This window comes from Bacillus jepli (assembly GCF_047238305.1).
Classification (GTDB): Bacteria; Bacillota; Bacilli; order Bacillales; family Bacillaceae_L; genus Ferdinandcohnia.
Window position 1 is genome coordinate 875,876 of sequence record NZ_JBDFMO010000001.1, and the last position, 13,714, is coordinate 889,589.

The following is a 13,714-nucleotide window of genomic DNA, read 5'->3' on the forward strand; positions in this document are numbered from 1 at the left end:
GTTATTGTCCCACCTCATTATTTTCTTGTAGTGTTTTTATCAGTTCTTCAAAATTCTCATTAAATCTGTTTAATTCATAATCATAAGATCCGTTACCTGTATTGTTTCTTGTTGAATCCCTTATGGCACTTGATATAGTAAAAGCAGAAAATAGTATGCATATACTTAAAATAACTATTGCACCTGTCAAAGACAACCTTGGTTTTTTCTCGATCAACACTATCCCCCCCTAATACATAGTTTAATTCACTAATTAGTACACTTTAAGTGTAACACTCAGCCTCTTATATTTGGGATATTTTTTCCATTTCTTCTTCCACTAACCTGCTTCGTTAACTTAATAACTTCAACAAAAAGGTGCGTAATCCTTCTTGGATCAACGCACCCGTTAGTTGAAGTAATAGACTAATTCAATTTCATTATCGTTTCCATCTAATAGTATAAATTCATCAGGAAGAGGGTTCTCAAAATGGTCAGGTACTTTTTCGTATATAAGTAATGATTCGTCATCAGGCATGTTCAATTTAAGGTCATGTATCTTATTTCTTGAATTGATTAAAATAGTGTTAATTTTCAAATTAGGGTTTTTCCCATACAAAACTATGTACTTACCTTCACTTGTTTCTATTAACCGATTATTAATTAGACTCCCGCCATGACTACTCGTAACTATTTTCAACTTACCATTTACTCCTTCAACAAGGTGAGCGTATCCATACCCTTCATGGAATTGAAATAATGATACATATGATTTTGAATCATCAAGTTGTACCACTTTTAGTATATTAGGTTCATAAACTTCCATACTATACCCTCTATTTAGCCAAACTTTTAAACTTGATTGGATAGCTTCTTTATCATTTTCAATTTTATATTCATTAAAATAGTAAAATGAAAATCCAATGCCGAACACTAAAAGAAAAAACAATATTTTTATTTTCATTCTGACTTTATCCCCCTCCAAATTCTCTTATTATTTTCCACTAAACTGCTCCAGTAGTACAACAAGAAAAAGCTACCCTGACAGCTCTGTTCTTAAACTCTTGGACCCGTTACTACAATAATATTAATTTGAACACGCTCTTACCAGCAGAATACCTGCTACAATTATTACTATTGATAGAATATTTACTAAACACCCACTACTGGGTGTGCCCGTATGTGCTTGAGCCCACCCATTATTCAAAGCACCACCAGGGTTTTTTCGTTGTTCTTTAGCTTTTAACCTTTCTCTTTCTTCCTCGGACATTATACTCCCTCCCATTTTTTACATAAAATTCCTCTTTGCTTTTTCAATTAACCTGCTTCGTTTGTAGAATAAATTCAACAAAAATAAGCGATAATCCTTCTTGGATTACCGCACCCGTTTGTAAAATATTGTTAATGTACATTATCTGCTATAGGTATTTCCCTTAACCTATTACTATACTATATGAAATATTAAGTTTATCCCAAATCCAAACCTGAAAAACTCTATCTATTTCTTTTTTTAGTGCTTCATCATCCAAACCTTCAACAATACCTAATTCTTTAAAAGTAAATGTTTCTGACGCCTCTGTATCTTCATATTTTGTACTACTGAATGAAAAAGTAACTGTCTTATCCATTGGTTCATCCTCCTATTTAAGCCTGCATAAATTCGCCTTTAATTAGAAGTTTACAGTATTCCTTCTTATTGCACTAAACTGCCCCTTTACTTCAATAAGAAAAAGCCATTCTCCTTCTTGAAGAATAGCCCCCTTTAGCTTAACAAAATTTAATCGAACTCTTTGGCAAGTGAATACAAATTTTTTTGTATTCGCACTTCGATTTGCGGAAACAGATTGTAAGAGTTTCTTATATATCTAAGAATTCAAATTTGGCTTCGTTTGTGTTCATTTCATCTATTAATTCTTCAATTATCATATCATCAGGTTCAATTTTGGATTTAAAATCTTCTATATTGAGTTTTAAATTACACTCACTGTTGATTTTAGAGATATTTTTATAAAGATAATCAGCGACATCTATTTCAGTTCCATCAACTGAAAATAGAAGATTATTCATATAGAAACCTTTAAAATTAAAATGATATGCACTTCCATACCATTCATCTTTGAATTTACTAAAAAAAACAGATTGGACAAAGTCGTCATCTTTGTCTTCATATAAATTAAATGTCACCCTATTTGCGTTAATCGGAAACTTAGACGTATCAAATTCTAAGAAATAATTAAGTGCTTCATCAATATCTTTAAAGTCGCTATCAATAGATTCAATTTTTTCTTCGCCATTTTCTAATATGATTATCTTTTCTAGGAATTATGTTTTGTAGAGTTTTATAAAAAAGAATCCATATGAATAATAAAATGGTTTTTACAAATGAAAATTGAATCCTTATTTTAAATTCCTTATTAAACAATCCTGCACCGTTAATTGAATAAGGAAAATAATCTTTTGTTATAGTAGAATCGCACCCTTAATATAGAATAAAGATAATTTAATACGTTTAATAGTTTTATATACTAATTTCCTCAATAAATTATTTTTGTCTTTTTTTAGTTATCAATAAATAGCAAACACCCTTTTAACCTTCCATCAATAATTTCTTTTCAATCTCATTTATAACTTTTTGACTACAATCTTTATATATTGGTCTATGACTAACAATAGTCTTAAATGTGATATTTTTGCATCCTTTTCTCTTAAGCTGACGTATAACCATTGGAATCTTTTTTATTAGATAGTCTTCTAGAGTTTCAACATATTCTTCTAAAGTTCGATTACTTATCGGCAAAATATTATTACTACCTGTTCTTCTTATTCTCCCTCTTTCTAATGATGATAAATATCTAATTATTGTGTTCTTTTTGATTGGTATATTTGGGTTTTCTCGATATGCTTTATTAGCTGCTTTCTTGATTTTCGCACTTAGTTCAATATCAATGCTGACCCAATCAAGTGTGAAATTTTGCAAATTTAACGTTCTTCTATTTTTAGATTTAATATCTGTTACTTTCTCAACTGTTGCAGAAACCTCTTTAAATCCTTCTAGAATTTCTGTCTTCGCCAATTTTTCTATATCGAATCTAAGCTTATTTTCGTTTAGGTTTACATCATATTCTCCATAAAAAAAATCATCAACTGACCCTACAAGAAATTGTATTACTAATAAATTTAGTCTCATATCTGAAATAATTTCCTGTGACATTAAACTCGTATATACATCTTTAGAATTTATATAATCGCTAGATAAATTAAGCTCTTCAAGATCTATTGATGCATACCGCAACAAGTCAAAAATAAACTTTTTTCTATCTATTTTGTTTTTTCCAAATGAATATCCCCTTATTTTTAACCAAAATTTAAGTTTAGAAACAAAGATATTCTTATTTATTTCATTTGAGTAGTTTATTAACCTATTTATATTCTTTATCATTAATTGAATAACATTGGATATGCCTAAACTATCTTCACTATATAACTTATGCCCATTAAAACAATATGGAGTAGTAATTAGTTTGGTATCATTTGATTTTGATAAATGATCATTACAAATTGGGCATTTAGATAATAATCTCTTTTTATGGGTTGGGCAATGCTTCAAAAAACTAATTTGATGCAACCGATGAACAAATACTTCACCAAAATTATTATCATCAAAAGTTAAACACTCCGGACAATAATGAATCTTTTCATGAATTACTTTGTTATTCCGCCTACCTAAGAGACCCCCCACATTAAAAGTTTTTCTACTGGTTCCTCCCCCTAAATCCTCAAAAATTATTGGCAATCTATCCATAGAGATAAAAGGCTTGATTATTGGAAATACAGTATGCTCATTTATTATTTTATTTTTTGAAATGAAATTATCCTTTGGTAACTTGTTTATTAGATAGTCCAAGTTCCTTGGAAAATGTAAATTTTTATGTGTATTAAAATTTAACAATTCGAGCTTTGTTAATTTAAATGATGGATTTCCTGAACGGATATGGTATCTATGAACAATGCTTCTAAAATCTTCATCTTTATAAGGTACAGGGAAAAATGCGATAGTTTCAAACAAAAAGAATCCCCCTAAAGTGTTTTTCACTACTCTAATAACCAAGTTTTTGTATTAATTTCATCTGTTAGAATCTTATCTACAAGAGGATCATAATTAAGACTTAAGTTAGCCTCTCTTATTAGGATCCACTTTTTTATATTTCCAAATTTCTGTCTAAGGTTTTTAGCTGCGAACCTTGTTGAACTATCATGCCTCGTTACTAAAATAAATTAACAAAAAAGGGTACCTTCAAAAAATGACCTATACCATATTATTCTTAAGCCAGTTCCTACAACAAAAACATTTGGATACAATTTCCTATATTTATCATCATTATTACCTAATTTCAAATTGAAGAGTTGGTCCAGAATATGAAAGGTTGTAATTAACTCTAACGCAAAAAAACAATCTTTTTAAAATTTCTCTTTTCAAATAACCTGGACCTTTACTTCAACAAGAAAGGGCGATCTTCGCTATTGAAGCATCGCACCCGTTACTTTAAATACATTACTTCACAATCAGCCTAAATCTAAAAATGAACGGACTTTTTCTACGTGTTTATCCTTGAGATATATTGAGTCCAAAGTATGGCTTTTCGAATGGGATCACCAAAGAAGTACCTTTCATACTGGGTTTGCCTTGTGCCAAATGGACTCATTGTTAATTCCCATGCTAAACGGAATAGTTTTACTCGTTCTTCAGCATTCTTACTGTATGCCTGGACCCCTCCCACTTTAAAACCTCTTCTCTTTTATGAAATATCAAATTGATTATTTTTATTTTTTTTTAATTCTTCACTTATTATTTCATTTACATTAACTCCAAAATTTTGAGGCAAGTTTGCAGCTCTAACTAACTTCGATCTCGTTATTCTGGAATGTTTGTTCCTAAGACTTTTAGCAGCGTGCCTAACTCTCCTTATTCGAAACTCTTCTACTGTTTCTGTAACCTCTTCCAAAAGCTTACGAGACTTAGGCAACTTATCCAAATGTTTTTCTAATAATGATATCTTCCCAACCGCTCTTCCTATCTTACTTTTCGTTATCCTTACTAACGGTACAGTATTAATCAACTTCAAAAATTCATTGTTTATTAGTAAAAAAATATCATTATCCCTATTTTCCCAATTGATGATATTTTTTTTACAAACCGGTTTTAATTTTGGTGGTAAGTTTTTAAATAACCATTCTCTATCATTACGGTAAAGCCAAATATAAACACTAGGCAATGACTTTCTTAATTCAGTTCTACTTAATCCTATTGCGTTTTCTTTGTGATGTATCCATCTTCCTCTATACTCAAACTTCCTGTTATAGGCTGAATTATTTACTTGATTAGGCTTTTCCACTATATCTTTACGTTGTATAATACTTTTTACAGTGTTGTAATCAACTTCTAATTTTTTTGCTATTTTGTATATGGAGTCACCTTTCGCGTATAGATACTTTACTTTACTAATCCAGATATCACCAAAGGATATTATTCTTCTTTTAGTATATCTATCTGAATAACATCGTTCAGGTCCTACCCTTGTATATACAAAACCACACTTACAAGTAAATATTCCTATCGGTTGCCCATTTTTCCTTTCAAATTTTTCTTTGATATTAGTAACTATTGCTTTTCCAAAATGATCTGATGCTTTGTTTAAACATGGGTAAGGAGGATCATTAAAGAAAAGGTTCGAATGCTTTTTTACAATACGATATGAACTAATATTAGTATTGAAATAATATAGCAACAATAAATGTCTTAAAGGATGACACGAAACACGTGGTTTCCTCAGTACTTTGTGTAACCATGTATCTTGATCATTAGAATTAATATTACACTCCAATAATTTCAAGGCATCACGTCCGAATTTACTTATAAATTGTGGCACAAATTTAGCCATATTAACTCTGGAAGAAGTCGTCGTATAACTATATTCTTTTAATTTCATCAAATAATAATTTCTTAAATTTTTTAATCCAATTACATCAAGATTTAGTTTAAGGAGTGCTTGAGATTCATTAGAAATAAACTTTAAGATTTCAAAGTGGTGTAATAAACCTTCATATGGTTCTACAATATCAACCTCACTTAGAGCATAGAATTTCTGTCTAGTACTTTGGATTTTAAATGACACATCAGAACATACTAACTGAGAATTATGGATAGGACAAATATATACACCTGGCAATTGATGACTCCTATGCCAATAAGGTTCACCATATCTTAATTGATCTTGATTATAACAGTCTAAACAATATTTGAGATTTTTCGGAAATGAAATATTACTACCCATTATTCCAAGACTCATATGCAAACTACTCCCTTTTTCATAAAGCATCATATTTTCTACCTTTTCTACAATGCTCTCTTTCAAAAAAGGACGGTAATATGGCAATAATGTATGGTTATCTCTTAGGTAAATTGGATCATACAAAAAACCTATATTTTTACATAATTCTACTAAATTACATGGTAAATCTGATGTAGGTATTAGGCTATCAATACTAAATAGCTCCATTATTGTTCTTTTAAAGCTGTGGTTCCCACTTCGCAAATGATATCTAGAAAGAACACTATAAAGTAACTCATCGTCATAACATCTAGGGAAAAAACTTAGCATTTTTTCTCACCCTAACTTATAAATTCATTAAAAGGTTTAATTATACCTACTTCCCTAAGTGCTTCCTCAATAGCTCTATCTTTTTCTAAAGCCTTTTGCATGATTAAACGAATATCATCATTACCTGAATAATGAATATTTTTCTTTCCTTTTGATTTTTTTCCTTTAGAAGTGTTTGAATCTTTAACTTCGGAATCCTGCATTTGAAGTGCGATACTAGCAACTCTTTTTCGTACTTCAACAATATTATCCATAGCAATATTAGATTCCATTATTTCAGATACAACTCTTATTGCTTCATCATCATTTAAACCAAGGTTCATTGCTATCTCTACCAAGTTATCGAAATTTATATGATTCTTAACCTGATTCATTGCCCTTTTATGTTCTAATTCCCCCTTACCATATATATCTAACCTGTCTCCGAGTGCTTTTATATACTCATTTACATCCACCCAATCAGCTTTTAAATCTGAGTATTTGATAATTGCTTGTTTATCTCCTGCCCTTAGTGCTTGAATAACAGGCTGAGCAAATTTCATATTGTTTTGAGCAACAGTTCTAATTAATCTACTAGATAACTTTTCTTGCCCAAAAGCGATTGCATGTTGTTGTGACTTAATGAAGAGTTTTACTATATAATCGGTAATACCCATAGTTAATTCATAAAATGTATCTTTTATCTCTTCAGAAAGTACAACACTCTCTTTAGTAAATTGAAGTTCCCATAATTTATTAATAAATAATTCCCATTCTTCTCCTTTAATCATTGGATCTAGGAACGTTGCACCGTTACCTTCAGCCCTCCTCCCGTTTGCCATTAACTTATTAAATAGCGTAGCAGCTTTATAAGTACCTATATATAGTATAGGAATACCCAACTTATTTGATAACTCAACAAAAAAATCAATCATTTCTTGTCCAGATTCCCCAGGCTTCATCCGTTGGATTTCATCAATAACTAAGACTCCTACGCAATGTAATGCACAGATATGAGCCATATCATCAATTAGCTCTTCCTCTGTAGAACGACTTTTTACGAATTTATCAAAATAATTTTGTTGTAAAATTTGATCTACTACCCTAAAAAAGTTCTGGCATAAAGATTTCCGTTTACTATTAAAAGGGCATTCTATTTTAATCCAAACTATTTGTTTTAAGTACCCTAAGGAATATTCCCCTCTTTGATAATTGGTATGAACTATTACTTGAGGGTACATTAATAATATTTTTTCAACAGCGGTTGTTTTACCAATACCACTTATCCCCATTACTGTATAACAATTAGCTGTTGAACGATTTCCAATCAAATTTTTACCACTTTCATCTAAATCATGGTCCAAAATATTTTTTACACCCACCGCAAATTGCCTTGCATAAAAAGGCGATAATGGATTCCTACCAACGTACCCTCTCCTAATTAATAAGGATATCTCAAATTCTATTTTTAAATGGAGAGGTAATGGTTGCATAAAATTACGAATCTGTTCAACGATATGTAATCTAATTTCAGGTGGTTTATCACAATCACCTTCTCTTAATTTTGGTAGATTAAATAGTAGTTCTGCTACCTCTTTCATTGTATATATTTTTGGTAGTGCCTCTATCAAGGGATTTTTACTATAGTCATCTATTTCCTGTTCTTTATAAATCGCTCTACATTGTCTCCCCATGAGAGCATAGATAATACTACCTCCTATATTTAATTCTTTTTTCACTTATTTTCTTCACCACTTCCTAAATTTTTTAATAAATTTATTATTCCTTTTTCATCTTTATTTTCATACGGGACATGCATTTTAATATCTATAATCTCTGCCGATTTAGTCGGGTTATTTGGTTTTAGAGTATCATTCCAGGCCTGCTTCTTTCTTAAAGTCTCTTTTTCGATACCCCGATTTTTCCTAATATCTTTTGTTTTACTATGCTTACTTTGCCCTGGAATTTGAGCGTTATTTGTTTTAGTTGACTCCTCTTCAATGATAGCCTCAACCTGTGCATCAGTATCTGCTGACATTTGCCTCTGTTCTCCTTTCAAAAGTTCTTCTTTAACGAATTTGTCTTCATAATACTCTAGTAAATCTTCAACTCTCGGTGTAACTTCCTCACCGTCATGAAGACTATCAGTCATGTCGAACCTTTCAAACTCTCCATCAGGTTTAAGAAAATAAATATTATTAATATTTCTTGGATCATAAGAGACTGTAATAGTCTTACTCCCTTTTATTAGAGCCGCTTCAAACCACTCATTTTTTATAGCATATTCAGAGGAATAATACCGACGGTTAAAATATACCCCCGCTTCCCTTATTGATGCATTACCACTGGGCATTAGATGCAAACGAACTAAGTCTCTACTTATTTCTTTTAGGTGTCCATACCTATTTTTAATACCCCATTCCCATAAATTTAATGGAGTAGGCGTTATATTATCCTTTATCATGTCTGGTGAAAGAGGATAATCTTTTAAAAGTTTTTTGTTATGCTCAATAATCGAAAGAACCATTATTTTCTCGAATGATTTCAATGTGAGTTTTGCATCTAGCCTGTAATCTTTGCTACCTCTTTCTTTGTAATTTTTATGTACAGCTCCTGGAATCCATTTTTTTATTTTTGTATTGATAGTTCGAAAATGTTGCTCAATAATACCTTTTAAATCAGCTCTATATGGAGGAGTATTCTTAACAAATATCCCAAGTCCATCAATATAATTTTCTATATTGCCACTTTCTAGTTCCCCTCTATCAGCAGTAATAGAGGAAGGTAAATAATGGGCTGGCCAGTCACTTGAACCAATATTATTTATCCCCAAAGATTGACAATACTCTTTCTTATTAAGAGAACAATTTTCTAATGCCATCATTGCACCAATCCATGATGGCCCCTCTAAGCCAACATATAATCCAACCACCATTCTCGAAAAAACATCCTTTACACAATAAACAACTGGTCTGCCAATGATCCTGTTCCGTGCTAGTGAACTAACAAGATACACATCAGCAACAGTTGCATCAATTTCAAAAATTGCACCTGGACCAGCCGCCCGTTTAGTTGCATTCCCTGTTTTCGCTCTATAATTTAACAAGTAATCTTTTTCCCCAAACTTCATCATTAATTTATCTTTTACGCTATATTCTTTATTAAACCAGTATACGAATTGTCTGTACGTTGGTGCTTCCTCTTCTTTGGGAAGTATGTGGCTTTTCACATTATTTACTATGTGATATCCTTGGTGATAAAAGTTTTTCAACATTTGGTCGTGTGTAAACTTTAAATCAGGAACTTCAGCTTTTTCATAATATAATCGAATAGCTATTTTAAAAATTTTTTTATCAGCCTCAGTTACATTTACACCAATTAAGGTTATATCTTCTTGTGTTTTCTTTGGTGGCCTTCCTACTTTTTTATCGCCCAATTTTTTTTCTTTTCCGGGACCACCACTATTTACATACATTGGTAATAGCGCATTTTTCACTTTTCCAAAAGCCCAATATTGTTTCATTTTTTTATATATCCATTTCTTCTTTATACCGTGTTTTCTAATTAGTTCATTTACTAATTCACCTCTGTAATTTCGGTCATATATCTGTGGTTCTAGTTGCAAAACGGGCTCTAGGATTTCCCACGCTTCGTCCCTTTCTATAGAATGCTTTTGAAGATACTCTTGTTCAGGAAAAAGTAATTTAATAAATGGTTCTTTCGATAATTTCCTTACAAAAGGGGTTTCAAGCGCCTCAATAATTTCACTATATGTTCTCCATATTGGCATCTGTTGCTTTTTCTCTCCAATTTTAGTTACTACAACATATTCTAAATTAGGAGATATCCATAATACCCTTTCAAGAAAAAGATGTTTATTCTCCTCATCAGACCATTCTATTATTGAATTCACCGAGATTTCATTCATCCGAACATCTCCTTACCTTTATATAATTGACTTCTATTATTAATTGATAAATTGACCTTTTTTGTTGGGTTGATTTCCTGTTCCATATCGGCTAGCCAATACTTATTTGCAATTAAATATTTTACGATAAATAAGCACGTCCCTAGCTCAAATCCAAATTTTTCATCACATTGTAATGCAACCATTGATAAGGGTTCCTTAGAAGTTGAGATTTCATTAAATAATGTTGGTGCAATCCTATGAACTATTTTTTCATTCAAACCTGAATAGCTTAAATACTTCGCGTTATAAATCAAATCCATATTCTTTATAAATATTTCAGAAAAATCTTTATCTGTTACAATGCCCCAATCAATTCCTAGTTCTTTGTAAAACTGTTGTTCTATTGCAAATTTTTCACCCTCTCTTTTCTTTAAATTACTAGCAGGTTTTATTTGCCTTGCCTTATACCCAATTCCCTTTTCTGTCTTTACTGTTATAAAAAAGTCTGTTGTCATTACAACAAATTCATTTGATTTTGGATCAGTTGGATGCTTAACACCTAAAAACTCTGCAATTTCTAATGTTCTTTCTATAGGAAGGAGTGGATACTGTTCCCTTATATCAATTACAGAGTCAGACCATTCTAAAGTAAAAAAATAATGTAATTCTAGGTCAGATAGTACATGATGAATTCTTTCTGTCTTCCATCCTTTAGACCTAGTTACCATCCCCTTTGAAGGAACATCATGAATAGTTAACCAGGGTTTATAATTGGAACCCTCTCCTTTTCCACGCCCTTCTTTTATCCACCGACTTATTTGGTCCTGATTAGTTTCTCTTTTTCTTTTAGCCACATTTATTCTCCTTTTAAGTTCTGTCAATCCCTTGCTAGGTATAGGTTCTTTGTATAGAGTCTAATATTAGACTCTATACAAAGAAAAAAACTCTGCCCTTGTTATGGACAGAGTTTTTTAAAAAAGTTGTTATTTTATTATTAATGAATATTAACGTATAAATTTTCATTTTTTCACCAGAATTATTTTTTTATTAAGCATTAATATGGTAAACTTTCTTATTAATTATTCAACTAATTAAAATTTACAACTTTTTTTGTTGGTTCCACTCTTTTTTTTCTAGTGTTCAACTTTTTTTGTTAGTTACCATCTTTTTTGTCTCTAAACAATCCAGCCTAATAGTTTTTATTCCTTATTCCACCGTTACGCTTTTCGCTAAATTCCGTGGCTTATCAACGTCACAGTCACGGTGAAGTGCTGCATAATAAGAGATAAGCTGTAATGGAATGACAGAGATTAGTGGTGTTAACATTTCGTTAACAGCCGGGAGCACATAACGGTCTTCGTCTGTTTCTAAGCCCTTCATAGAAATGATACATGGATGTGCACCGCGCGCAACGACCTCTTTGACATTCCCACGAATGCTTAGGTTCACATGCTCTTGTGTAGCTAGAGCGATAACCGGCGTTCCTTCTTCGATTAAGGCAATTGTTCCGTGCTTTAATTCTCCTCCAGCAAAACCTTCTGCTTGGATATAGGAGATTTCTTTTAGCTTTAAGGCACCCTCTAAGCCTACAAAGAAGTCCATCGCACGACCGATGAAGAAGCAGTTACGAGTGGTTGTGAAATACTCCCACGCGATTGCTTCCATTACTTCTTTGTCATCACAAAGAGCCTCCATGCTGTTTGCGATCATACCAAGCTCTTTGACCAGGTCCATACCCACCATTATTCCCTTTGATTCTGCTGTTACGTAGGCAAGGATTGCAAGTACGGCTAACTGGGCAGTGTATGCCTTTGTTGATGCCACTGCAATCTCAGGACCTGCATGTAATAACAATGTGTAGTCGGCTTCACGAGAAAGTGTTGAACCAGGGACATTCGTAATCGTAATGGCTTTGTGACCCATTTCTTTTACATGCACCAGCACAGCACGGCTGTCTGCAGTTTCCCCGCTTTGTGAAATAAAGATGAATAGTGGTTTCTCAGATAGTAGCGGCATATTATAAGAGAATTCGCTAGAAATATGAACCTCTACTGGAATGTGCGCCATTTTTTCAATGAACTGCTTCCCAACAAGACCAGCATGATAACTAGTTCCAGCAGCAATGATGTAGATACGGTCTGCTCCCTTCATTGCTTCGACAATACAAGGATCAATTGACAATGTACCATTATCGTTTTGATATTCTTGAACAATCTTTCTCATTACCAAAGGCTGTTCGTCAATTTCCTTTAACATATAGTGTGGGTAGGTTCCCTTTTCAATATCACTTGCATCTAGCTCTGCTGTATATGGATCACGGTTGATTGTTTCACCCGCTAAATTTTTGATTGTAACTGACTCTTTTTTAACAATGACAATTTCTTTATCCATTAACTCGATATATTGATCGGTTACCTGAAGCATGGCCATTGCATCACTTGCTACTACATTAAAGTTGTCACCAAGACCAACAAGTAGTGGACTTTTGTTTTTCGCAACATAGATTGTTTCGCTGTTTTGCTCATCTAGCATTGCAATTGCATAGGATCCCTTTAGAAGGCTTAACGTCTTACGAAATGCCTCTTCTACTTCAAGTCCCTGTTTTACGAATTGCTCTAGTACTTGAACAACGACCTCAGTATCCGTATCACTTTTTAACTCAACGTTTTGTAAATACTCGTCCTTAAGCTGAGTGTAGTTTTCAATGACTCCATTATGAACAAGTGTGAATCGTTCAGATGTTGCCTGATGAGGGTGTGCATTGACTTTACTTGGCACTCCATGTGTCGCCCAACGTGTATGGCCAATCCCTGCTGTAGCAAACAAACTTTGATCTACAGCCTCACGAAGCGTTGCAATACGACCTTTTTCTTTAAAAACATGAACACCTTCATCATTCATCACTGCAATTCCAGCTGAATCATATCCACGATACTCGAGCTTTTCTAGTCCCTTTAACAAAATTTCCTTAGAGTCTTTTTGTCCAATAAAACCCACAATTCCGCACATAAATTAAGTTTCCTCCCTAAAAAAGGGAACAAGAAAGCACGGGGCTTACTTGCCCCTTTTTTTCCGTATTTATCTGTTTACTCAATCATATCCTTTCGTTTGTGCAGAGAGTCACCCCTCTGTTTTACCGATAGGAATTGCGGTCGTGATTGATTACAACCGGGAGGCATCCGCCGAA

11 protein-coding genes and 1 pseudogene are annotated in these 13,714 nt (G+C 32.6%); all 12 read right to left on the minus strand.

What is annotated here, in order from left to right; genetic code table 11:
* Position 1: 1 nt before the first annotated feature.
* Positions 2 to 217: a hypothetical protein gene (locus tag ABC371_RS04435; RefSeq protein ID WP_412895742.1), complete on the minus strand. Its 216-nt coding sequence runs from the start codon at positions 215 to 217 to the stop codon at positions 2 to 4.
* Positions 218 to 388: 171 nt separating this feature from the next.
* Positions 389 to 943 (minus strand): hypothetical protein, encoded by a 555-nt coding sequence (locus tag ABC371_RS04440; protein WP_412895743.1) that lies wholly within the window; start codon positions 941 to 943, stop codon positions 389 to 391.
* Between the two features lie 123 nt (positions 944 to 1,066).
* Positions 1,067 to 1,249, minus strand: coding sequence for a hypothetical protein (locus ABC371_RS04445; RefSeq protein WP_412895744.1), 183 nt, complete (start codon positions 1,247 to 1,249; stop codon positions 1,067 to 1,069).
* Between the two features lie 163 nt (positions 1,250 to 1,412).
* On the minus strand, positions 1,413 to 1,607 hold the full coding sequence (locus tag ABC371_RS04450; protein WP_412895745.1) for a hypothetical protein: 195 nt from the start codon (positions 1,605 to 1,607) through the stop codon (positions 1,413 to 1,415).
* Between the two features lie 229 nt (positions 1,608 to 1,836).
* Positions 1,837 to 2,163, minus strand: coding sequence for a hypothetical protein (locus ABC371_RS04455; protein WP_412895746.1), 327 nt, complete (start codon positions 2,161 to 2,163; stop codon positions 1,837 to 1,839).
* A 403-nt stretch (positions 2,164 to 2,566) separates the two neighbouring features.
* On the minus strand, positions 2,567 to 4,045 hold the full coding sequence (locus ABC371_RS04460) for a TniQ family protein (protein WP_412895747.1): 1,479 nt from the start codon (positions 4,043 to 4,045) through the stop codon (positions 2,567 to 2,569).
* A gap of 497 nt (positions 4,046 to 4,542) precedes the next feature.
* A pseudogene (locus ABC371_RS04465) lies at positions 4,543 to 4,748 on the minus strand (4-hydroxyphenylacetate 3-hydroxylase C-terminal domain-containing protein); the annotation flags it as partial.
* A 27-nt stretch (positions 4,749 to 4,775) separates the two neighbouring features.
* Entirely contained in the window at positions 4,776 to 6,638 is a 1,863-nt protein-coding gene (locus ABC371_RS04470) for a TnsD family Tn7-like transposition protein (RefSeq protein ID WP_412895748.1), read from the minus strand.
* Positions 6,639 to 6,649: 11 nt separating this feature from the next.
* Positions 6,650 to 8,356 carry an ATP-binding protein gene (locus ABC371_RS04475; RefSeq protein ID WP_412895749.1) on the minus strand — a complete coding sequence of 569 codons (1,707 nt, stop codon included), beginning with the start codon at positions 8,354 to 8,356 and terminating at the stop codon, positions 6,650 to 6,652.
* On the minus strand, positions 8,353 to 10,545 hold the full coding sequence (locus ABC371_RS04480; RefSeq protein WP_412895750.1) for a Mu transposase C-terminal domain-containing protein: 2,193 nt from the start codon (positions 10,543 to 10,545) through the stop codon (positions 8,353 to 8,355). The genes ABC371_RS04475 and ABC371_RS04480 overlap by 4 nt, the downstream gene beginning before the upstream one ends.
* A complete protein-coding gene (locus ABC371_RS04485) occupies positions 10,542 to 11,381 on the minus strand; it encodes a TnsA endonuclease N-terminal domain-containing protein (RefSeq protein ID WP_412895751.1) in 840 nt (279 codons plus the stop codon). The genes ABC371_RS04480 and ABC371_RS04485 overlap by 4 nt, the downstream gene beginning before the upstream one ends.
* A gap of 352 nt (positions 11,382 to 11,733) precedes the next feature.
* Entirely contained in the window at positions 11,734 to 13,536 is a 1,803-nt protein-coding gene (glmS, locus tag ABC371_RS04490) for a glutamine--fructose-6-phosphate transaminase (isomerizing) (protein WP_412895752.1), read from the minus strand.
* Positions 13,537 to 13,714 lie beyond the last annotated feature (178 nt).